The sequence below is a fragment of the Pseudonocardia sp. NPDC046786 genome (assembly GCF_040645415.1).
GTDB lineage: Bacteria > Actinomycetota > Actinomycetes > Mycobacteriales > Pseudonocardiaceae > Pseudonocardia > Pseudonocardia kongjuensis.
Genome location: NZ_JBEYYF010000021.1, coordinates 41178 through 63211, shown reverse-complemented (window position 1 = coordinate 63211; position 22034 = coordinate 41178). Strand labels below are relative to the sequence as shown.

The 22034-nt window shown below is 75.6% G+C and carries 18 protein-coding genes, 3 tRNA genes and 2 pseudogenes; 17 read left to right on the top strand and 6 right to left on the bottom strand.

The annotated features are described in order from the left end of the window. Positions 1-17 precede the first annotated feature (17 nt). Positions 18-755, top strand: a complete 738-nt coding sequence (locus ABZ881_RS23130; protein ID WP_358487595.1) for a response regulator transcription factor — start codon at positions 18-20, stop codon at positions 753-755. Between the two features lie 20 nt (positions 756-775). Further along, positions 776-2284, top strand: a complete 1509-nt coding sequence (locus ABZ881_RS23125; protein ID WP_358487655.1) for a HAMP domain-containing sensor histidine kinase — start codon at positions 776-778, stop codon at positions 2282-2284. Here the strand turns inward: ABZ881_RS23125 and ABZ881_RS23120 are convergent. The 3 genes and pseudogenes from ABZ881_RS23120 to ABZ881_RS23110 all read right to left on the bottom strand — a co-directional run bounded on the left by ABZ881_RS23120 (position 2267) and on the right by ABZ881_RS23110 (position 3975). After that, positions 2267-3037: a MerR family transcriptional regulator gene (locus ABZ881_RS23120; protein ID WP_358487594.1), complete on the bottom strand. Its 771-nt coding sequence runs from the start codon at positions 3035-3037 to the stop codon at positions 2267-2269. The two genes, ABZ881_RS23125 and ABZ881_RS23120, sit on opposite strands and share 18 nt — an antisense overlap. 383 nt (positions 3038-3420) lie before the next feature. Beyond that, positions 3421-3747: pseudogene (locus ABZ881_RS23115) on the bottom strand (GNAT family N-acetyltransferase); the annotation flags it as partial. 27 nt (positions 3748-3774) lie between these two features. After that, positions 3775-3975 (bottom strand): hypothetical protein, encoded by a 201-nt coding sequence (locus ABZ881_RS23110; RefSeq protein WP_358487593.1) that lies wholly within the window; start codon positions 3973-3975, stop codon positions 3775-3777. Positions 3976-4139: 164 nt separating this feature from the next. Between ABZ881_RS23110 and ABZ881_RS23105 the strand changes: the two genes are divergently transcribed. Continuing rightward, positions 4140-5798: an AMP-binding protein gene (locus ABZ881_RS23105; RefSeq protein WP_358487592.1), complete on the top strand. Its 1659-nt coding sequence runs from the start codon at positions 4140-4142 to the stop codon at positions 5796-5798. Between the two features lie 65 nt (positions 5799-5863). Then, positions 5864-6775: a sucrase ferredoxin gene (locus tag ABZ881_RS23100; RefSeq protein ID WP_358487591.1), complete on the top strand. Its 912-nt coding sequence runs from the start codon at positions 5864-5866 to the stop codon at positions 6773-6775. On the opposite strand, the gene ABZ881_RS23095 is transcribed toward ABZ881_RS23100, so the two are convergent. Continuing rightward, positions 6772-7551, bottom strand: a complete 780-nt coding sequence (locus ABZ881_RS23095; RefSeq protein ID WP_358487589.1) for an HAD family hydrolase — start codon at positions 7549-7551, stop codon at positions 6772-6774. The genes ABZ881_RS23100 and ABZ881_RS23095 overlap by 4 nt on opposite strands. A 36-nt stretch (positions 7552-7587) precedes the next feature. Beyond that, on the bottom strand, positions 7588-8064 hold the full coding sequence (locus tag ABZ881_RS23090; RefSeq protein ID WP_344023542.1) for a GNAT family N-acetyltransferase: 477 nt from the start codon (positions 8062-8064) through the stop codon (positions 7588-7590). Positions 8065-8191: 127 nt separating this feature from the next. On the opposite strand from ABZ881_RS23090, the pseudogene ABZ881_RS23085 reads away from it, so the two are divergent. The 5 genes and pseudogenes from ABZ881_RS23085 (at position 8192) to ABZ881_RS23065 (ending at position 16121) form a co-directional block, all read left to right on the top strand. Beyond that, a pseudogene (locus tag ABZ881_RS23085) lies at positions 8192-10277 on the top strand (glycosyltransferase family 39 protein). A gap of 89 nt (positions 10278-10366) precedes the next feature. After that, on the top strand, positions 10367-11650 hold the full coding sequence (locus ABZ881_RS23080; RefSeq protein ID WP_358487588.1) for a bifunctional glycosyltransferase family 2/GtrA family protein: 1284 nt from the start codon (positions 10367-10369) through the stop codon (positions 11648-11650). Next, positions 11647-13620 carry a glycosyltransferase family 39 protein gene (locus tag ABZ881_RS23075; protein WP_358487586.1) on the top strand — a complete coding sequence of 658 codons (1974 nt, stop codon included), beginning with the start codon at positions 11647-11649 and terminating at the stop codon, positions 13618-13620. The genes ABZ881_RS23080 and ABZ881_RS23075 overlap by 4 nt, the downstream gene beginning before the upstream one ends. Positions 13621-13704: 84 nt before the next feature. Next, on the top strand, positions 13705-14250 hold the full coding sequence (locus ABZ881_RS23070; protein ID WP_358487584.1) for a PH domain-containing protein: 546 nt from the start codon (positions 13705-13707) through the stop codon (positions 14248-14250). Next, positions 14247-16121, top strand: coding sequence for a PH domain-containing protein (locus ABZ881_RS23065; RefSeq protein WP_358487582.1), 1875 nt, complete (start codon positions 14247-14249; stop codon positions 16119-16121). The genes ABZ881_RS23070 and ABZ881_RS23065 overlap by 4 nt, the downstream gene beginning before the upstream one ends. On the opposite strand, the gene ABZ881_RS23060 is transcribed toward ABZ881_RS23065, so the two are convergent. After that, complete coding sequence (locus ABZ881_RS23060) at positions 16084-17643, bottom strand: helicase HerA-like domain-containing protein (protein WP_358487580.1); 1560 nt, start codon at positions 17641-17643, stop codon at positions 16084-16086. The two genes, ABZ881_RS23065 and ABZ881_RS23060, sit on opposite strands and share 38 nt — an antisense overlap. An 81-nt stretch (positions 17644-17724) precedes the next feature. On the opposite strand from ABZ881_RS23060, the gene orn reads away from it, so the two are divergent. From orn to ABZ881_RS23020, 8 genes are all read left to right on the top strand, one after another. Then, on the top strand, positions 17725-18366 hold the full coding sequence (gene orn / locus ABZ881_RS23055) for an oligoribonuclease (RefSeq protein ID WP_344023554.1): 642 nt from the start codon (positions 17725-17727) through the stop codon (positions 18364-18366). Between the two features lie 80 nt (positions 18367-18446). Beyond that, a tRNA-His gene (locus tag ABZ881_RS23050) sits at positions 18447-18519 on the top strand. A gap of 93 nt (positions 18520-18612) precedes the next feature. Beyond that, a tRNA-Lys gene (locus tag ABZ881_RS23045) sits at positions 18613-18685 on the top strand. A gap of 18 nt (positions 18686-18703) precedes the next feature. Further along, positions 18704-18779 (top strand) — tRNA-Lys (locus tag ABZ881_RS23040). Between the two features lie 201 nt (positions 18780-18980). Beyond that, complete coding sequence (locus ABZ881_RS23035; protein WP_358487577.1) at positions 18981-19613, top strand: methyltransferase domain-containing protein; 633 nt, start codon at positions 18981-18983, stop codon at positions 19611-19613. A 10-nt stretch (positions 19614-19623) separates the two neighbouring features. Further along, positions 19624-19983, top strand: coding sequence for an FAD-dependent monooxygenase (locus tag ABZ881_RS23030; RefSeq protein WP_358487576.1), 360 nt, complete (start codon positions 19624-19626; stop codon positions 19981-19983). 508 nt (positions 19984-20491) lie between these two features. Then, the gene (locus ABZ881_RS23025; protein WP_358487574.1) at positions 20492-20908 is read left to right on the top strand and encodes an FAD-dependent monooxygenase; all 417 of its coding nucleotides are present in this window, start codon (positions 20492-20494) and stop codon (positions 20906-20908) included. A gap of 130 nt (positions 20909-21038) precedes the next feature. After that, positions 21039-22022: an asparaginase gene (locus ABZ881_RS23020; protein WP_358487572.1), complete on the top strand. Its 984-nt coding sequence runs from the start codon at positions 21039-21041 to the stop codon at positions 22020-22022. Positions 22023-22034 lie beyond the last annotated feature (12 nt).

Sequence of the window (22034 nt, the reverse complement as noted above, 5' to 3'; positions counted from 1 at the left end):
CTCCTAGCATGACCGAGGTGACCACCCGGGCTCCGCGCGACGGCGCGCTCGTCCGCGCCGACGGCAGCCCGATCCGGGTGCTGGTGGTGGACGACGAGGCGACCCTGTCGGACCTGCTGTCGATGGCGCTGCGCTACGAGGGCTGGGAGGTCCGCACCGCGGGCGACGGCGGCACCGCCGTGCGGCTGGCGCGCGAGTTCCGACCGGACGCGATCGTGCTCGACGTGATGCTGCCCGACATCGACGGCGTCGAGGTGCTGCGCCGGGTGCGCGCCGACACCCCGGAGGTGCCGGTGCTGTTCCTGACCGCCCGGGACGCCGTGGAGGACCGGATCGCGGGGCTGACCGCGGGCGGCGACGACTACGTGACCAAGCCGTTCTCGCTGGAGGAGCTGGTCGCCCGGCTGCGCGGGCTGCTGCGCCGGGCCGGGATGGCGGCCGCACAGCGCTCCTCCGAGCTGGTCGTCGGCGACCTGGTGCTCGACGAGGACGCGCACGAGGTGCGCCGCGGTGACCGCCGGATCGACCTGACGGCCACCGAGTTCGAGCTGCTGCGGTACCTGATGCGCAACCCGCGCCGGGTGCTGTCGAAGGCACAGATCCTCGACCGGGTGTGGAACTACGACTTCGGCGGCCAGTCCAACGTGGTCGAGCTCTACGTCTCCTACCTGCGCAAGAAGATCGATGCCGGGTACCAGCCGATGATCCACACGGTGCGCGGCGCCGGGTACGTGCTGCGGCCGGCGGCGGGCTGACCGACGTGGTCGTGACCCGGATGTCGGGCCGGGTCCGCTCGCTGCGGGCCCGGCTGGTGCTCACCGTGCTGCTGGTGTTCACCGTGGCCTGCGTCGCGATCGGGGTCGCGACGACGGTCTCCCTGGAGCACTACCTGTCGTCCCGGCAGGACCGGGAGCTCGTCGTCGCGCTGGACGGGTTCGTCGCCCGGCAGACCGGCCGGCCGCCCGGCGCGGGCGTCGTCCCGCAGCCGGAGGGCGTCGACGGGTACCGCACCGCACCCGACGGCGGCAGCCCGGAGACCGGCACCGGGCCGCCCGACGAGGGCTTCCTGCTCGGCCCCGGGCAGGGCCCGGACTCGGTGGGCGCGGTGTTCCGCGACGACCGGGTCGTCCGCGCCGAACAGGCCCGGCGCGGCGGCAGCACGGCGGTGCCCGCCGACGATCTCGCCGCGCTGCAGGCCACCCCGGCCGACGCCGCCCCGCACGACGTCACGCTGTCCTCCGGCCCGTTCCGCTCGATCGCCTATACCGACGGCACGACGACCTACCTCGTCGCGCAGCCGGACAGCGCGGCCGACACGGTGAGCCGGCTGCTCGTCACCGAGATCGTGGTGCTCGGCGGCGCGGTGCTGCTGGCCGGGCTGGGGGCGGCGGTGCTGGTGCGCCGCGAGCTCCGGCCGCTGGAGCGGGTCGCCGACGTCGCGGCCGGGGTGGGCGCGCTGCCGCTGGACCGCGGCGAGGTGCACCTGGTGGCGCGGGTGCCCGATCCGGACCCGCGGACCGAGGTCGGCCAGGTCGGCACCGCGCTGAACCACATGCTGGACAACGTCGAGGGCGCGCTCGCGGCGCGGCAGGAGTCGGAGACCCGGTTGCGCCGCTTCGTCGCCGACGCCAGCCACGAGCTGCGCACCCCGCTGGCCGCGATCCGCGGCTACGCCGAGCTGTCCCGCCGGGAACCCGATCCGGTGCCGCCGGGCACCGCGCACGCGCTGGTCCGGATCTCCTCGCAGGCGGAGCGGATGAGCGCGCTGGTCGAGGACCTGCTGCTGCTCGCCCGGCTGGACTCGGGCCGTCCGCTGGAGCGCACCGAGGTGGACCTGACCCGGCTGGTGCTCGACGGCGTCGGGGACGCGCACGTCGCCGGCAAGGAGCACCGGTGGTCGCCCCGGCTGCCGGACGAGCCGGTGACGGTGACCGGCGACGAGCACCGGCTGGCCCAGGTGGTGACCAACCTGCTGGCGAACGCGCGCACGCACACCCCGCCCGGCACGTCGGTGACGGTGGAACTGGACCGGCCCGCCCCGGACCGGGTGCGGCTGCAGGTGACCGACGACGGCCCGGGCATCCCGCCGGAGGTGGCACCGCGGGTGTTCGAGCGGTTCGTCCGGGGCGACGAGGGCCGCAGCCGGGCCGGGAACGGCACCGCGGGCACCGGCCTCGGCCTGGCAATCGTGTCCGCGGTGGTGGCCGCGCACGGCGGGACGGTGTCGGTGCACAGCGAGCCCGGCCGGACCACGTTCGGGGTGGAGCTACCGGTCGGCGGATGACCGGTCGGCGGGTGCGAGGTCCTCGGACAGCTTCCGGATGAAGTCGTCCATGGCCTCCTGCATGGTCTGCCGGAACGCGCCGAGCAGCGACTGGGTCGCCACCGGCTGCAGCGCCTCCACCGCGGTCCGCAGGTCGGCGACGCCGCTGCGCGGCAGCCCGGCCTCGACGTGCCGGCGCCACACCTCGTCGCGGAACAGCCCGACGAACACCTCGGCGATCTCCCGGGTGCGTTCCTGCAGCTGCACCCCGACCTCGACGACGGCGTCCGGCGACAGCCCGAGCGCGACGGCGTGCGCCCCGGCCCGCACCATCGACGGGTTCAGGATCCGCAGCCGGCCCGGCCGGGGGCGTTCCACCAGCCCGGACCCGGCGAGCCGGGCGGTCGCCGCCGCGGGCAGCTCGGTGCCCGCCCAGCACGCGAAGTCGTCCTCGTCGATCTCGACCGGCTCCTCGGGCTGCCAGGGCGCGAGCATCCCGCGGTAGAGGCGCAGCGCGTCCTCGGCGCTGCCCGAGGGCGTCTGGTTGATCAGGACGCCGATCGCGGCGAGCGAGAACCCGCGCCGCTGCAGGCCGGAGATCAGCTCCAGCCGGGCCAGGTGCTCGGGGCCGTACCAGGCGGTGCGCCCGCGCATCTCGCCCGGCGGGACGAGGCCGCGGGACAGGTGCGCGCGCACGTTGCGCACGGTCATCCCGGCCTGCGCCGCGAGCCGGTCGATCGGGTACACGTCCCCCGTGGACGACGATCCGGACATCGCCGGGGAGCCTACTCGCGGACGCCCGGTCCGGCCTCCCGTCACGAACCGGGACCGGCCGTCGTCGGTCAACGGTGACACGCCGGGCAGGACACCGACGGCGACATCGGAACCGAACCGGCAGGGTCATGATCTCTGCAGCTCACAGGCTCCTCCGAGGCATACGTTGACATGGCGACACCACCGGCGAGTAGGGTTCGGCGGTGTCTTCGTCACGCGGGTGGACGCGGCTGCGGCCGCCCCGGCGGGCCGGTTCCCGGCCCGCGGCGCCCCGGGTGGCGGTGACCCGCCGGACGCCGGCCGCATGCCCGCGGCAGGCGCTCCCCGGGCCGGCCGGCGGGCCCCCCTCCCCGCCGGCCGGTCCGGACCCCCGGGGGCCCGGTTCAGCTCCGGCCGAGGTACTCGCGCTGCAGGATCGCCATCCGGTGGGCGTCCCGGTAGCGCCCGCCGGCGAAGTACTCCTCGCGCAGCGTCCCCTCGACGGTGAAACCGGTCTTCTCGTAGACCCGCACCGCCCGGGGGTTCTCGACGTCGACGACCAGGTAGATCTTGTGCAGGCTCAGCACGCCGAAGGCGTGGTCGAGGGCGGCGGCGGTCGCCCGGGCGGCCAGCCCGCGGCCCTGGAAGCCGGGATGCACGATGATCTGGAACTCGGCGTTGCGGTGGATGTAGTCGAGCTCCACCAGCCCGGCCCGCTCACCGACGCAGTCGACGACGAACCGGCGCTCCCGGCATGCTCAGCGGCCCGCGCGCACCCGCTGCGGGGTGCAGGACGGACAGTCCCGCCAGGGCAGGGTGCGGACGTCGGCGGGCCGGGCCTCGCCGCACCGGCAGACACCGGCGATACCGCCGAAACCGGGCATGGCCTTGGCCGGACGACCGGCCCGGACGAGGGTCGCGCCGGTGGCGGACGTGCGGGCAGGCAGGTACAGACGCATCAGGATCCCCGACGGTGTGTGCTGGGAGGGCGGCGACCGGTGGGTCACCGACAGATACTTCGTATTCACCCTACGAAACATGACGGACACACCCAGTGACCTCTGACACAGATCACCGCAACGGGTCCGGCGACCACCCGGATGTGCCTGCGAGACTGCGGCTCATGGCCGCCTCCCCGCTGATCCGGAACCTGACCGGCACCGCCCGCACCGCCTACGAGCTGGGCAGCGGCACGGCGCGGGCAGGTGTCGCGCTGGCCCGGTCCGGCGTGGTCCGCCCGGTCGGGCCCGGCCGGCTGTTCGGCATGGGCCGGGCGCTGGTGCGCTACGGCCACAGCATCACCGCGGCCTTCGCGGTCGGCGCCGCCCGGCACCCGTACCGGCTGGCGGTCGTCGACGACGACGGCGTCACCACCTACGCCGAGCTGGAGGAGCGCACCGACCGGCTGGCGCTGGCCCTGCTCGACTCCGGCGCGGGGCCCGGTGCGCCGGTCGGCGTGCTGTGCCGCAACGCCCGCGCCCCGATCGAGGCGATGATCGCCGCCGGCAAGGTGGGCGCCGACGTGGTCCTGGTCAACACCGGACTGTCGGCCGAGCAGCTGCGCGGCGTACAGGAGCAGCAGGGGCTGCACACCGTCGTCACCGACGAGGACTTCCTCGACGTCGTCCCGGCCGGGCCACGGGTGGTGCTGACGTCCACACCGGACGGTCCGCGGCCGGCGGGCGACCGGGCGCTGGACGATCTCGGCTCGATGATCGCCCGCAGCGGGCCGGGCGAGCTGCCGTTCCGGCCGGAGCCGTCGAAGCAGATCGTGCTGACCTCGGGCACCACCGGAACCCCGAAGGGCGCCAAGCGGCCGCACCCGTCCACCCTCGCCCCGGCGGCGTCGATCCTCTCGGCGATCCCGCTGCGCGCGGCGGAGCCGGTGCACATCGCCGCGCCGCTGTTCCACACCTGGGGCAACGCCGGCCTGCTGCTGGCCGCACTGCACGGTTCGACGGTCGTGCTGCGCCGCCGGTTCACCCCGGAGGGTTTCCTCGGCGCGGTGGCGCAGCGCCGCTGCACCACGGTGTTCGCGGTGCCGGTGATGCTGCAGCGGGTGCTCGAGTCGGGGGCCGACGGCTGGGGTTCGGCGCACGCCCCGCGGATCGTCGCCGTCTCCGGTTCGGCGCTGCCGGGCGGGCAGGCGACGGCGTTCATGGACCGGTTCGGTGACTGCCTCTACAACCTGTACGGCTCCACCGAGGTCTCCTGGGTCTCGATCGCCGGGCCGGAGGACCTGCGCGACGCGCCCGGCACCGCGGGCCGCGCCCCGGCCGGGACCACGCTGGTGATCCTGGACGAGCACGACGAGCCCGCCGGGACGGGCGTCGAGGGCCGGGTGTTCGTGGGCAACGACCTGCCCTTCGACGGCTACACCGGCGGCGAGGCGGGCCTGGAGGAGCGCGACGGGCTGCTCGGCACCGGCGACGTCGGGCACCTCGACGAGCAGGGCAGGCTGTTCCTGACCGGCCGGGCCGACGACATGATCGTCTCCGGCGGGGAGAACGTGCACCCCGGGCCGGTGGAGGACCTGGTGTCCGGCATGCCGGGCGTCCGCGAGGCGTGCGTGCTCGGCGTCGACGACGACGAGTACGGCCAGCGGCTCGCCGCGTGGGTGGTGCGCGATCCCGGCGGGGACGTGACGGCCGACACGATCCGCGAGAAGGTCCGCTCCGACCTGGCGAAGTTCGCCGTCCCGCGGGACGTGCACTTCCTGGAGGCGTTACCGCGCAACCAGACCGGCAAGGTCCTGCGGGCGGAGCTGCCCGGGCGGGGGTGACCCCCAACCGGGTGGCGCAGCCTGCCCCGTCTTGAACTTAGGCTGCCCTTCCCTACACTGTCCCGATGACGGTGACGGACGCGCAGCGCGGTTCTGCGCCCGCTCCTGGCCGCCCGGGCACCGGTTGCGCGGCCCTGAGCGGCACGGCAGGCGAACCGCTCGCCGGTACCGCACCGGCGGCGCCCCGGCTGGTCGCCGTGGAGCACGTGGGTGCCTGGCCGCGCACGGTCGCCGGACATCCCGATCCCGATGTCACCGAGCTGTTCCACCGGTTGCGCGGCGACGGTGTCGTGCTGCTGCTGATCCGGCGCACCGGCCGGGCCGGCCGGGACTGCGACGGGGCGCGCACCGTCTACGTCGCCGATCTCGCGCCGGGCGCGTCCCGGGTGACCCGCCGCACCGTCTGCAGCACCGACGACCTGGCCGGCATCACGTTCGAGCCCGATGCCGGGGAGCCGGTCACCGATCCGGTGATGCTGGTCTGCGCGCACGGCAGGCGCGACGTGTGCTGCGCCGTGCACGGGCGGGCGCTGGCCGCGGAGGTGGCCGCCGAGGACGCCGACGTCTGGGAGTGCACGCACCTGGGCGGGCACCGGTTCGCGCCGACCGCGCTGGTGCTGCCCACCGGCTACGCCTACGGCAGGCTGGACACCGGCAGCGCGCTGTCCGCGCTCAAGGCGGCGGGCGGCGGCAACGTCGATCCGTGGTCCTGCCGCGGGCACGCCGGGCTGGATCCGGTCGCGCAGGTCGCCGAGCTGGCGGTCCGCGAGCACACCGGGATCGGCGACGCCGGCGCGCTGCTCGTGCAGCCGGTGGACGGTCCCGGTCCGGTCGTCGTCCGGGCCCGCGACGGCCGCCGGTGGTCGGTGGACGTGCGCAGCGACAGCAGCCTGCCGCCGCGGCCGCCGTCCTGCGGTGCCGCCCTGGAACCGACGACGCCGCTGGTCGCGGCCGCGCCGGTCGCCCTGCGCGGCTAGAAGAACCGGCGCAGCGCGGCGGCGAGGCCGTCGTCGGTGACCGGTCCGGTGGTCGCGTCGGCGTCGGCCAGCACCTCGGCGGGCGCCTGCCCCATCGCGATCCCGTGCCCGGCCCAGCGCAGCATCTCGCGGTCGTTGTCGCCGTCGCCGACGGCGAGCACCTCGGACCGGTCGATGCCCAGCCGGGCGGCCACCCTGGCCAGGCCGGACGCCTTGGACACCCCGGCCGGGACCAGCGTCACCCAGGGCAGCTCGTGGTCGAGGGTCATGGTGGTGCCGTCGACGTCGAGCGCGGCGGCCCGGGCCGCGGTCTCGGCGGGGGTGCGCCCCGGCCAGTAGGCGATCAGCTTCGGGGTCGGTTCGAGCAGCAGCCCGTCCTGCCCGACCTCGGTGACGGTGCCGGCCAGCAGGCCGTCCGGGAACGGGCCGCTGACCCGCTGGCCGACGCCGACGTGCTCGGCGGCGAACACCGCGTCCGGGAACAGCTCGCGCAGCCGGCCCAGGGCGGCGGTGACGTCGAACCGGGCCACCGAGAGCACCTCGCGGGACGCGGTGTCCATCTCGACGGCGCCGTTCGAGGTCAGCGTGACGCCGCCGGTGAGCCCGATCTGGTCGAGCGCGACGGCGGCGCCGATCACCGTGCGGCCGGTGCAGAGCATCACCTCGGCGTGCTCGGCGGCCGCGGCGATCGCCGCGTGCACGGCCGGGCTCGGCGGGTTCCGGCCGTCGACGATCGTGCCGTCGATGTCCAGGGCGACGAGTCGGGGACGGTGCACGTCCCGACCCTAGTCGTCGTGCGCGCGCGGCCGGGTTCACGGCAGGGCGTACCGGTCGACGCCGTCGACGGTGCCGGTGTGCTGCATGCCGAGCCGTTCCAGGACCCGGACCGAGGCGTCGTTGCCGGGCTCGACGCCGGCCACGATCCGCCGCACCCCGCCGGCCCTGGCCAGCTCGACCAGCGCCCGGGCCGCCTCCACGGCGTACCCGCGACCGCGCCGGGACGCGACGACGCCGTAGCCGACCTCCAGCCCGCCGTCGCCGTCCGGGAACAGGCCCGCCCCGCCGACGACGAGCCCGCTGGCCCGTTCCACCAGCAGCCGGTGCCCGTAGCGGCCCCAGCCGGGGCCGTCCGGCTCGTCCGCGAGCAGCCGGGCGACGACCCGGTCACCGTCCGCGGGGAAGTCGGCGGCCCAGCCGTCGCGGCGGGCCCCGGCGACGACGGCGGCCGCGGTCTCCGGCGTCCACGGGCGCAGCAGCAGCCGCACGGTCGGCAGGTCGGGCCCGGTCATCGGGGCATCGTCCTCCGTGCCGCCGGCCGACACACAGCCGGTGCACAGGTCGGCCACCGCTGCGGCACAGCCGGCCCGACGAGCGTCGGTGCACGTGACCAGCACCCTGGACCGGGTCTGTCCGGACATCCCAGCCCACTTCCCCAGCCCGTCGCACCGGCTCCGGCACCTGCCGCTCGCCGTCCTGCTCGCCGGGACGGCGCTGCTGTACCTGTGGGGCCTGTCCCGGTCCGGCTGGGCGAACGCGTTCTACGCCGCCGCGGCGCAGGCCGGTGCGCAGAGCTGGTCGGCGTGGTTCTTCGGCGCCTCGGACGCGGCGGGCGGCATCACCGTGGACAAGGCGCCCGGCGCCCTGTGGATCATGGGGCTGTCGGTGCGGCTGTTCGGCCTGAGCAGCTGGAGCATCCTGGTCCCGCAGGCGTTGATGGGCGTCGGCTCGGTCGCGCTGCTGTACGCGACCGTCCGCCGGGTCGCCGGGCCCGGCACCGGGCTGCTCGCCGGGGTGGTCCTCGCACTCACCCCGGTCGCGGTGCTGATGTTCCGCTTCGACAACCCGGACGCCGCGCTGGTACTGGTCCTGACCGGGGCCGCGTACGCGCTCACCCGGGCCGTCGAGCAGGGCCGCACCCGCTGGCTGGTGCTGGCCGGGGCGCTCGTCGGGTACGGCTTCCTGGTCAAGATGCTGCAGGCGTTCCTGGTGCTGCCGGCGTTCACCCTGGTGTGGCTGCTGGCGGCGCCGGTGCCGTGGTGGCCGCGGATCCGGGCGCTGCTCGCGGCCGGCGTCGCGCTGCTGGTGCCGGCGGGCTGGTGGGTCGCGGTCGTCGAGCTGTGGCCGGCCGCGGACCGCCCGTACATCGGCGGCTCGCAGACCAACAGCGTGCTGGAGCTGGTGTTCGGCTACATCGGCCTGGGCCGGCTGACCGGCGACGAGGTCGGCTCGGTCGGCGGGAACGGCGGCTGGGGCGAGACCGGGATCCTGCGGCTGTTCGGATCGGAGATGGGCGGCGAGGCGTCCTGGCTGTTGCCCGCGGCGCTGCTGCTGCTCGGGGTGCTGCTGTGGCGGACCCGGCGGGCGCCGCGCACCGATCCGCTGCGCGCCGCCACGCTGCTGTGGGGCGGCTGGCTGCTGGTCACCGGCCTGACCTTCAGCTTCATGGCCGGGATCGTGCACGGCTACTACACCGTCGCGCTCGCCCCGGCCGTCGCCGCGCTGGTCGGGATCGGCGCCACCGTGCTGTGGCGGGACCGGGCCGCGGCGTCGTCGCGGGTGCTGCTCGCGGCGACGGTCGCGGTGACCGCGTTCTGGTCCGCTGCTCTGCTCACGGACGCGACGGGCTGGCTGCCTTGGCTGCCCTGGACGATCGTGCTCGGCGGGCTGCTCGCGGCCGCCGCGCTGACCGGGGTGCACCGGATGCCCCGGGTGCTCGCCGCCGGGGGTGGTCGCGCTGGCCGTGCTCGCCGGACTGGCCGGGACGGCGGCGTGGTCGGTCGCCACCGCGGCGACCACGCACAGCGGGGCGATCCCGGCGTCCGGGCCCGCCGGGTACGGCGGCGGACCGGTGGGTCGGGGCGGGCTCGGCATGGGTGGGCCGGGCGGGAGCGGCACCGCCGGGCCGGGCGCAAACGGCACCGCCGGGCCGGGCGGGAGCGGCACCGCCGGGCCGGGCGCGAACGGCACCGCCGGGCCGGGCGCGAGCGGCACCGGTGCCGGCGGGACCGGCAGCACCACCGGGCAGGCTGGCGGCAGCAGCACCGGCACCGGCAGCAGCGGCAGCACCGGTGGCGGCTCCGGCCCCGGGGGCGGCCGTCTTCCGGGCGGCGGCCTCCGATCCGGCGGCCCGGGCGGCATCCTGAGCGCCCCCACCCCGTCCGCCCGGGTCACCACCCTGCTCCAGGACGACGCCGACTCCTACACCTGGGCGGCCGCCGCGGTGAGCTCCAACCAGGCCGCGGGGTACCAGCTCGCGTCCGGCCGCCCGGTCCTCGCGCTGGGCGGGTTCAACGGCACCGATCCCTACCCCACGCTCGACCTGTTCCGGTCGATGGTCGCCGAGGGCCGGGTGCACTGGTTCGTCGGCGGCGCCGGCCGCACCGGTTCCGCTTCGGGTGGCAGCGACGCCGCCGCCGAGATCGCCGCCTGGGTGGAGGCGACCTTCCCGGCCCGCACGGTCGACGGCGTCACCCTCTACGACCTGTCCGGGGATGCGTCGTGACCGGCGTCGCAGCCGGCGATGCGGCACGCACAGCCGGCGCACAGGTCGACCACATGATCACGACAGCGCCGGGGACGACGGTTGCGGCCATGACCCCAGTCGTGACCGGTCCGCCGACCGGCATCCGCCCGCCGGGCGAGGACCGGCTCCCCGTCGACGACGGTCCCGCGCGCACGGTGCTGGACATCGTCGTCCCGGTGTTCGACGAGGAGACCGACCTGGAGCCGTCGGTCCGCCGGCTGCACGCCTTCCTGACGGCCGGGTTCCCCTACACCTTCCGGATCACCATCGCCGACAACGCCAGCACCGACGCCACGCCGGTGATCGCGCGCCGGCTGGCCGCCGAGATCCCCGGGGTCCGCGCGGTCCGGCTGGAGCGCAAGGGCCGTGGCCACGCGCTGCAGGCGGTCTGGTCCACCTCGGACGCCGACGTGCTCGCCTACTGCGACGTCGACCTGTCCACCGATCTCGACGCCCTCCTCCCGCTGGTCGCGCCGCTGGTGTCCGGGCACTCGGACCTGGCGATCGGCACCCGGCTCGGCCGCGGCTCCCGGGTCGTCCGCGGCCTCAAGCGGGAGATCGTCTCGCGCGGCTACAACCTGATCCTGCGCGGTGCGCTCGCCATCCGGTTCTCCGACGCCCAGTGCGGGTTCAAGGCGATCCGGTCCGACGTCGCGCGCCGGCTGCTTCCACTGGTCGAGGACGCCGGCTGGTTCTTCGACACCGAGCTGCTGGTGCTGGCCGAGCGGGCGGGCCTGCGCATCCACGAGGTCCCGGTGGACTGGGTGGACGACCCGGACTCGCGGGTGGACATCGTGCCGACCGCGATCGAGGACCTCAAGGGCGTCTGGCGGCTCGGGCGGGCGCTGGCCACCGGGACGCTGCCGCTCGCGGAGATCGGCACCCGGCCCGGCCGGGCCGACCCGGCGCGGGTCCCGGGCGTGCCGCGTGGCCTGCCGGTGCAGCTGGCCCGCTTCGCCGCGGTCGGCGTCGTCTCGACGGTGGCGAACGTGGCGCTGTTCCTCGCGCTGCGCGGCGTGCTCGGGCCGATCGCGGCGAACGTCGTCGCGCTGCTGCTCTGCGCCGTCCTGAACACCGCCGCGAACCGCCGGTTCACCTTCGGCGTACGCGGCCGCGACCGGCTGGCCGTCCACCAGTTCCAGGGGCTGATCGTGTTCGGCCTCGGCCTCGCGCTGACCACCGGTGCGCTCGCCCTGCTGGGCGTGCTGGCCGCGGGCGCACAGCTCGCCGCCGAGGCCGCGGTGATCGTCGCCGCGAACCTGGTGGCGACGGTGCTGCGCTTCGTCCTGTTCCGCTCGTGGGTGTTCCGCCCGGCGAGCACCACCGCCCCGACGGAGGCTGCGCTCCGATGACGACCACCCTCGACCGCGATCCCGCGACCGCCGCCGATCCGGCGCCCCCGCCGCGCCGGCGGCGCCGCGAACCGATCGCGCTGATCGCCCTGCTCGTCGGCGCCGGTCTGCTGTACCTGTGGAACCTGGGCGCGTCCGGCTACGCGAACTCGTTCTACGCCGCCGCGGTGCAGGCCGGGGCGAACGACTGGACGGCGTTCCTGTTCGGCTCGCTCGACCCGTCGAACGGGATCACCGTCGACAAGCCGCCCGCGTCGCTGTGGCCGATGGAGATCGCGGCCCGGCTGTTCGGCTTCGGCCCGTGGTCGCTGCTGGTGCCGCAGGCGCTGATGGGGGTCGCCGCGGTGTGGCTGCTGTACGCGGCGGTCCGCCGGGTGTCCGGGCACGGCGCCGGGCTGCTCGCCGGGGCGCTGCTGGCACTCACCCCGGTCGCCGCCCTGATGTTCCGCTTCGACAATCCGGACGCGCTGCTCACGCTGCTGCTGGTGGCCGCGGCGTACCTGGTCGTCCGGGGTGTCGACGACGGCCGCACCCGCTGGATCGTGGCCGCCGGGCTGGTGATCGGGGTCGCCTTCCTGACCAAGTCGTTGCAGGCGTTCCTGGTGCTGCCCGGACTGGCCCTGGCGTACCTGTGCGCGGCGCCGGGCGGGTTGTGGCGCAGATCGTGGCAGCTGGTGGCCGGCGCGGCCGGGATCGTCGCCGGTGCCGGATGGTGGCTGTTGACGGTCGCGCTGTGGCCGGTGGACGCGCGCCCGTGGATCGGCGGGTCGGGCGACAACACCCCGCTCGGCCTGGCGCTCGGTTACAACGGCCTGAGCCGGATCGTCGGTGGCGCGGGCGGCGGCCCGGGTGGCGGCGGGGGCGGGTCGTTCGGCGGGGAGCCGGGCCTGCTGCGGATGTTCGGGGCGGCGTTCGGCACCCAGGTGTCCTGGCTGCTGCCGGCGGCGCTGCTGCTGCTCGTTGCCGCGCTGGTGGCACGCGGGCGGGCGCCCCGTACCGATCCGGTCCGGGCGTCGCTGCTGCTGTGGGGCGGTTGGACGCTGGTCACCGTGTTGGTGTTCAGCCTCATGGGCGGGATCGTGCACCCGTACTACGCGGTGGCGCTGGCACCCGGGATCGCGGCGCTGGTCGCGATCGGCGGTCGGACGCTGCTCGGACCGGGTGCCCCGCGGTGGTCGCGGGCCGTGCTCGCGGCCGCGACGGCGGTCACCGCGGTGTGGGCGTTCGTGATGCTGGGCTGGTCCCCGGAGTTCCTGCCCTGGTTGCGGTGGGTGGTGCTGGTCGCCGGGCTGCTCGCCGCCGCGGCGCTGCTGCTCCCGTCCCGCCTGGTCCGGCCGGGCCGGGTGCTCGCGGTGGTGCTCGGCGTCGCGGTACTCGCCGGGGCCGCCGCGCCGGCCGCCTACGCAGTGCAGACCGCCGCGACCACGCACACCGGTTCGACGCCGTCGGCCGGGCCCGAGGTGGCCGGTGCGGGTGGCGGGCCCGGTGGGATGCCGAGCGGCGGAGCGGGCCCGGGCGGTGGCGGGATGCGCGCTGACGGGATCCGCGCTGACGGCGGGATGCCGGAGGGCACCGGCAGCGGACCGGACGGCGGCACTCGGGGCGCGGGGCCCGGGGAGGCCGCGACCGGCACGGAGCTCACCGAGCTGCTGCGCACCGCGGGCGACGCCCGCTGGGCGGCCGCGACGATCGGCTCGCAGCGGGCCGCGTCGATGATGCTCGCCGCCGGCGGCGACACCGCGGTGCTGGCGATCGGCGGCTGGTCCGGCGGCGACGCCTACCCCACCCTCGAGCAGTTCCAGCAGTACGTCGAGCACGGCGAGATCCGCTGGTTCGTCGACGGCGGCGACGGCGGGCCCGGCGGCGAGCGCGGCACCGGCCCTGCGATCGCCGCATGGGTCGCCGAGCACTACGCCGCGACGACGGTCGGCGACAGCGTCGTCCACGACCTGAGCGCTCCCGTCCGATGAGCACCCACCCCACTTTCGGACACGGCACCGTGCCGGACGGCGCGGCCACATGCCCTCCCCGCCCGCGTTCGGCAGAGTGGGGGCATGACCGCCACCGGCCCACTCACGACCGGCGACGCCGCCGACGCCGGCGCGCTCCCGCTTCCACTGCGCCCGCCCGCGAACCGGGTGAGTCCGCGCGCGATCTGGTGGTGGCGGCTGCGTGCGGTGCCGACGCCGGTCGTGCTGCTGGTCGGGCAGGGCGTCGCCTGGTCGCTGCTGCCCGCGGCGCCGTGGCACGGGCTGCTGATCGCGACGATCACGCTGACCGTGCTGTGGATGCTCGCCGGGACACTGGTGGTGCCGACCCTGCGCTACCGGCTGCACCGCTGGGAGGTCACCGACGAGGCCGTTTACCACCGGTCCGGCTGGCTGGTCCGGGAGTGGCGGATCGCGCCCATCCCCCGGGTACAGACCGTCGACACCGAGCACGGCCCACTGCAGCAGGCGCTGCGGGTGGCGACGGTGACGGTGACGACGGCGTCCGCCCGCGGTCCGGTCCGGATCGCCGGGCTGGACGCCGACGAGGCCCGCGAGCTGGCCCGGCGGCTGACCGAGACGACCGGCCGCCACCCCGGGGACGCGACGTGAGCGAGCGCGAGCACCGGGGCCCGGCCGTGCCGGGGCCGGCCGTGCCGGGGCCGGCCGTGCCGTGGGACGACAACGCCCGGCCCGGCCCGGCACCCGCCACCCCGGGCGACGGCGACCGGCCCCACCCGGCACCCGCCGTGCCCGACCCGGGCACCCCGCCGGGGCCGACGTCCGCACCGGCCTACCCGCGCCCGGGCGCACCTGTCGTGCACGGACTGCCCCCGGGCCGCCCGGGCGCGGCGCCCGCGCACCGGGAGACCGCCGGCATCCCGCCGCCCTGGGCGCGCTACCCGACCCCGGCCGGACTGCCCGCCGCACCCCCCGCCCAGGACGACGGCTGGCGTCGGCTGCCCGCGATGATGCTGCTCGTCGCCCCGGCGACCGCCCTGGTCAAGCTCGCCCCGGCGGTGATCGCGCTGCTGATCTTCGGCGCCGGGCGGGGCAGCGCCACCCAGCTGTGGATCGCCGCCGGGATCGCACTGCTCGCCGTCGGGGCCGGGGTGATCCGCTGGCGGACCACCCGCTACCGGATCACCCCGGAGCGGGTGGAGCTGCACAGCGGTCTGCTGAACCGGCAGCGCCGCTCGGTCCCGCGGGACCGGATCCGGACCGTCGATCTCACCGCTCCGCTGCTGCACCGGCTGGCCGGGCTGAGCGTGGTCAAGGTCGGCTCCGGGCAGAGCGCCGGATCGGACTCCGGTCTCGATCTGGACGCCGTCAGCACCGGTGAGGCCGAACGTCTGCGCCGCGAGCTGCTCACCCGGTCCGATCCGGACACCGGGCCGGGGACGGCACCCGGCACCGGACCGGACGCCGAACCGGCCGAGGAGATCGACCGGATCGACTGGTCGTCGCTGCGCTACGCCCCGCTGACCGTCAGCTCGCTGGCCGCCATCGGTGCGCTCGCCGGGGCAGGCTGGAACCTGCTGCGGGAGGCGAACATCGACCCGCGCACGCTGCCCGGCGCCGACGCCGTCACCGGTGAGCTGACCACCGCGCCGATCTGGCTGTCGGCGCTGCTGGGCGTGGCGGTGCTGCTGTCGGTGATGGTCGCCGGCTCGATCGTGCTGTTCGTCGAACGCTGGTGGGGCTTCCGGCTGACCCGGGAGCCGGAGGGCACCCTGCGGGTCCGCCGCGGGCTGCTCACCCGGCGCTCGCTGTCGGTGTCCGAGCAGCGTCTGCGCGGGGTCACGGTGACCGAGCCGCTGCTGGTCCGGGCGATCGGGCGTGGCGCCCAGGCCGGCGTGCTCACGGTCGGGCTGGCCGGGGCGGGCGGCGAGGAGACCGGTGGCGGGGCGATCGGCCCACCGGTCCGCCGGGACCGCGCACACGAGGTCGCGGCGACCGCGGCCCGCGCGGAAGCCACGATCACCTCCGGGCCACTGCGGGCGCATCCCGCCACGGCGCGCACCCGCCGGCTGGTCCGCGCGACCGTCCCTGCGCTGGCGCTGCCGGTCGCCGCGGGCGTCGTCGCCTACCTGGGCGGTCCGGTGTGGCCGGTGGTCGTCGCGGTGCTGCTGCTGCTCGCCGCGGTGCCGCTCGGGCTGGACCGCTACCGGGCGCTCGGGCACCGGCTCGACGCACGCTATCTGGTCGCCCGGCACGGCTCGCTGGTCCGGACGACGTCGGCGCTGCGCCGCGACGGCGTGATCGGCTGGCGGATCCGGCAGAGCCGGTTCCAGCGCCGGGCCGGCGTGCTCACCCTGGAGGCGACCACGGCGGCCGGTCCCGGATCGGTGCTGATGCTCGACCTGGCCCCGGCCGACGCCGTCGCGCTGATGGCGGAGATCACCCCGGACGCCGTCGCCGGCTTCCGCACCGGAGAGCAGGCGGTCAGCGCCGCCGGCGGGTCCCGAACAGGCTCCGGGTGATCTCCCGGGTCACCGTGTTCGTGATCTGCCGCCCGGTCGGCGACGACAGGAAGTCACCGATCTTCGACAGGAACCCGCCGGACGGCTCCGGCGGGGGCGGCGGGGCCGCGTCCGCCGGCGGCGCGCCGACCGGTGTCGCGGCCTCCCCCGGCCCGGCCGCAATCCGCTGGGTCAGCTGCTCGTAGGCGGAGTCCCGGTCGATCGCCTCGCCGTACTTCGGCTGCAGCGGCGACCCGGCGGCGGACTCGCGCACCGCGTCGTCGCCGATCGCGGACATCAGCGACCGCGGAGCCCGCAGCCGGGTCCAGGCGACCGGGGTCGGCGCGCCGCGTTCGGAGAGCACCGTGACGATCGCCTCGCCGGTGCCCAGCGAGGTCAGCGCCGACTCGAGGTCGTAGACGTCGGACCGGGGGTAGGTCCTGACGGTCCGGGTGAGCGCCTTCTGGTCCTCCGGGGTGAACGCGCGCAGCGCGTGCTGCACCCGCGCGCCCAGCTGGGACAGCACGTCGTTCGGGATGTCGGTGGGCAGCTGCGTGCAGAAGAACACCCCGACGCCCTTGGACCGGATCAGCTTCACGGTCTGCTCGATGCGCTCCAGGAACGCCTTCGACGCATCGGCGAACAGCAGGTGCGCCTCGTCGAAGAAGAAGACCAGCTTCGGCTTGTCCAGGTCGCCCGCCTCGGGCAGCTCCTCGTACAGCTCGGCGAGCAGCCACATCAGGAACGTCGAGAACAGCACCGGCTGGGCGGCGCGCTCGGCGAGCTGCAGCAGGGTCACGACGCCCTTGCCGTCCAGCACGCGCATCAGGTCGGCCGGATCGAACTCGGGCTCCCCGAAGAACGTGTCGCCGCCCTGCGCCTCCAGGTTCACCAGCGCGCGCAGGATCACCCCGGCGGTGGCCGCCGACACCCCGCCGATCCCCTTCAGCTCGGCCTTGCCCTCGTCCGAGGTGAGGTGCGTGATCACCGCCCGCAGGTCCTTGGTGTCCAGCAGCGGCAGCCCGCGCTGGTCGGCCCAGTGGAAGATCAGCCCCAGGGTGGACTCCTGGGTGGCGTTGAGCCCGAGCACCTTGGACAGCAGGATCGGTCCGAAGTCGGTGATCGTCGCCCGGACCGGCACCGCGATCCCGCCGTCGCCGAGCGACAGGAACTGCACCGGGTAGGCGGTCGGCGTCCAGTCGTCGCCGGTGTCCCGGGACCGGGCGTCGATCTTGTCGTTCGGCTCGCCGGGGCGGGCCATCCCGGACAGGTCACCCTTGACGTCGGCCAGCAGCACCGGCACGCCGTGATCGGAGAGCTGGCCGGCGAGCGCCTGCAGCGTCTTCGTCTTGCCGGTGCCGGTCGCCCCGGCGACCAGGCCGTGCCGGTTCAGCGTCGCCAGCGGGATGCGGACCCGGGCCTCCGGATCGCAGACGCCGTCCACCAGCACCGTGCCGAGTTCGAGCGCGGCGCCCTCGGTGGCGTAGCCGGCGGCCACCGTCCGGGCCGGGGAGTCGGGGCTGGCTGGGGTGTCGGAGGTCACGGACCCGCAGCGTAGGGCACTCACGCGGACGCGCACCGCGAGGCGCGCGCCACCCGAACGGAAGTCACATAGTCTGCACCGATGACGGACCGGCTGGTGTGGATCGACTGCGAGATGACCGGGCTCGATCTCGGCAAGGACGCGCTCATCGAGATCGCTGCGCTGGTCACCGACGGCGACCTGAACGTGCTGGGCGACGGCGTCGACGTCGTGATCAGCTGCGACGAGGAGAAGCTCGCCGGGATGCCGGACGTGGTGCGCGACATGCACGCCCGCTCCGGGCTGACCGAGGAGGTCCGCCGGGCGACGGTGACCCTGGAGGAGGCCGAGCAACGGGTGCTCGACTACATCCGGGCGCACGTCCCGGACGCCCGCAGCGCGCCGCTGGCCGGCAACTCGATCGCGACCGACCGCGGGTTCCTGGCCCGCGACATGCCCGAGCTCGACGGCTACCTGCACTACCGGATGATCGACGTCAGCTCGGTGAAGGAGCTGGCCCGGCGCTGGTTCCCGCGGGTGTTCTACGCGAAGCCGGAGAAGGGCCTGGCGCACCGCGCCCTCGCCGACATCCAGGAGTCGATCCGGGAGCTGGCGTACTACCGCAAGGCGCTGTTCGTCGCCCCGCCCGGCCCGACCACCGAGCAGGCGCAGGCCGCCGCGGCGTCCGTCGCCGACGTCGCCGGCGGGGCGGATCCGCAGGCCGGGGGCGGTGCGCAGGCCTGAACGAACCCCCGCGCGGCCGGGCCCGGCCCGGGGGCTATGCTGTATCAGCGCTTCCGGCCACGGCCGGGAGAGTCCGCATGGTGGGTGTAGCTCAGCTGGTAGAGCACCTGGTTGTGGTCCAGGGGGCCGCGGGTTCAAGTCCCGTCACTCACCCGGTTGCCGACCTGGCGATCGACCCCGGAATGTCTGCTGCTAGCTTTCCGGGGTCGCAGTCGCCCGGGTCCGGCGGACACCCTAAATGAATACGCGCCGTTAGCTCAATTGGCAGAGCAGCTGGCTCTTAACCAGCGGGTTCGGGGTTCGAGTCCCTGACGGCGCACGCACGACAATTCCACATGCGCCGTTAGCTCAATTGGCAGAGCAGCTGGCTCTTAACCAGCGGGTTCGGGGTTCGAGTCCCTGACGGCGCACCATTGTTCACACCGGCCGTCCTTCCTTCGGAAGGGCGGCCGGTGTCGTCTCCGGCACCTCCGGCGGGGATCCGGGTTCCTGGACCGAGTGGCCGTCCTGCTGCGGCACGTCCGCACGGGACGCTCCCGCCGGGAGAGGCGATGCTCCGCCACGGTCACCCGCACGCCCGGTGGCCGGGCCACCCGACATGCCACGATATCCCCATGGCGCGCCCCGACCACACCGTGTTCCTCAAGCGGTCCTTCTCCAAGATGGACCAGCTGGCGACCCCGTTCCTGACCGGTCGCCGGCTCTGCAGGCAGCTCGCCCAGGTCGTCCCACAGGGGACGAACGGCGTGGTCGTCGAGCTGGGCGCCGGGCCCGGCGTGCTGGCCGAGCCGATCCGCGCCCGGCTCGGCCCGGACGCCCGCTACCTCGCGATCGAGATCGACGAGGAGCTGGTCGCCCACCTGCGGGCGCACAAGCCGTGGCTGGAGGTCGTGCAGGGCGACGTCGCCGATCTGGACCGGATCCTCGACGACGCCAGCATCGAGCGGGTGGACGCGTTCGTCTCCACCCTGCCGTGGGCGGTCTTCCCGCAGGCCCTCCGGATGCGGGTGATGGGGGTGATCGCACGCCGGCTGGTCCCGGACGGGGTGCTGAGCATGATCATCACCTGGATGGCGCTGCCGAACCGGGTGCGTGACCTGCGGGCGCTGCTCGACGCGCACTTCGACGAGGTCGTCGAGACCGCCACCGAGTGGCGCAACCCGCCGCCGGCCCGGACCTTCCTGTGCCGGCGGCCACTGCCCCGGTTCAACTCTCTCGACGAACGAGACACTCGCTCAGCAAGCTAATTTTGCGGGCGTGAACACACCGGTCCGGACCGTCGTCGCGGGCGGCGGCCCCGGCGGGATGCTGCTGGCCTACCTGCTGGCCCGCGCCGGCATGCCGGTGACGCTGCTGGAGCGCCACCACGACTTCGACCGCGACTTCCGCGGCGACTCGCTGCACCCGTGGACCCTGGAGCTGCTCGACCGGCTCGGCCTGGCCGGACGACTGCTGGAACTGCCGCACATCAAGGCCCTCCAGTTCCGCTTCCGGACCCCGCGCGGCCGGGCCCCCACCTCCGACTACGGCCTGCTCGACACCCCCTACAACTACGTCGCGCTGATGCCGCAGGCCCGGTTCCTGCACTTCCTGGCCGCCGAGGCCGCCACCCTGTAGACCTTCGAGCTGCGCACCGGCTTTGGCGTCTCCGGGCTGCTCGGCACCGGGACCGCGGACGATCCGGTGCGCGGCGTCCAGCTGCGCGACGGCGAGGAGATCCCGGCCGGGCTGGTGGTCGCCGCGGACGGCCGGTTCTCCACGATCCGCGGCCTGGCCGGGCTGACCGCGCAGTCCCAGGGCGCCACCACCGACCTTCTGTGGTTCGCACTGCCGCAGTACGCCACCGATCCGCCGGACGCCGACGTCGATCTCTTCTTCGGCGAACGGCACTACGTCGGCCTGCTCGGCGGCCCGGTACCCGCCGGTGACCCGCCGGACCCGCGGGTGACCGGGCGCTGGCAGGTCGGGCTGTCACTGCCCAAGGGCGGGTACGCCGAGCTCCGCGAGCGCGGTGTGGAGTACGTCCGGCGCGAGGTCGGGACCCGGGTGCCGTGGCTGGCCGACCGGACCGCGCTGCTCCCCGATCTCTCCGCGGCGACGCTGCTGTCGGTGGACATCTCCCCGGGTGCCGGTCTGGCACCGGGCCGGGCTGCTGCTGATCGGCGACGCCGCGCACGTCATCTCCCCGGTCGGCGGCAACGGGATCCTGATGGCCTGCCAGGACGCGCTCGCCGCGGCGGACCGGCTCGTCCCGGCCCTGCGCGGCGGCGGCGTCCCCGGCCCGGACGTGCTGGCCGCGGTCCAGGCCGACCGGGAACCGGCCATCGTCACCGTGCAGGACCAGCAGGTCCGGGTGGAACGGACCGTCGCCCGGGCCCGCGAGCGCGGCCGGCCGGTCACCCCGCCGTCGTTCCTGCGGCTGCTGTCCCGGATCCCGGCGGTCCGGAAGCGGTCGGCCCGGCGCAACGCCTACGGGCCGGCGCCGGTCCGGCCGTCGGCCGAGCTGGAGCGCGCACCGCGGCTGGGCCCGCCGCCCGCCTGACGACGGCGCCGGGGCCACGCCGGACCCGCCACCGCCGCCCGACCAGCCACATCCCGGCCGCCGCCGGACCGTGTCGGCCGGCGCCGACCGCCGGCGCGGCACCCGGCGGTCGACGACGTAGCGTCGTCCCGTGCGCCCCACCGGTAGTGCCGTCCCGCCCGTCCTCGCCGGCGCCGTCCCGCTGGCCCACGTCGAGCGGGCGGGTGAGGTCGAGTCGGTGCACCTGGGCATCCTCGCCGTCGTCGGTCCGGACGGCGCCCCGCTACCGGGGCGGGGCGGGGCGGACACCCCGTTCCTCCCCCGCTCCGCGCTCAAGCCGGTGCAGGCGGTCGCGATGCTGCGCGCCGGGCTGGATCTCGACGGCGAGCTGCTCGCGCTGGCCTGCGCCTCGCACTCCGGCGAACCGGGACACGTCGCGGGCGTCCGCCGGATCCTGGACGGCGCCGGGCTCACCGACGCCGACCTGGACAACACCCCGGACCTCCCGCTGGGCACCGAGGCCGCGGCGATCGCGCGGGCCGCGGGCACCGCGCCGTCGCCGCTGCTGCAGAACTGCTCCGGCAAGCACGCCGCGATGCTCGCCTGCTGCGTCGCCGCCGGCTGGCCGGTCCGCGGCTACCGGGATCCGGGGCACCCGCTGCAACAGCTGGTCAGGGCCACCATCGCCGACCTGACCGGCGTCGACCCGCACGTCACCACCGTCGACGGCTGCGGCGCACCGCTGTTCGGCTGCACCCCGGCCGGGCTGGCCCGCGCGTTCGGCCGGATCGCCGTCGCCGCTCCCGGGACCCCGGAGGGGCGGGTCGCCGCCGCGATGCGGGCGCACCCGTGGTGGGTCGGCGGGACCGACCGGTCGGTCACCCGGCTCGCCGAGGCGGTCCCGGGGCTCGTCGCGAAGGACGGCGCCGAGGGCGTGCTGGCGGCCGCCCTGCCGGACGGCCGGGCGTTCGCGGTCACGGTGCTGGACGGGGCGGTGCGGCCGTTGCCGGTACTGGCCGCCGCGGTACTGGACGGCTGGGGCGCGGGCGGCCCCGCCCTGTCCGCGGCCGGACGGGTGGACGTGCTCGGGCACGGGCTGCCGGTCGGGCGGGTGCACGCCAACCTGGCCTCATAGTGAACGTTGCGT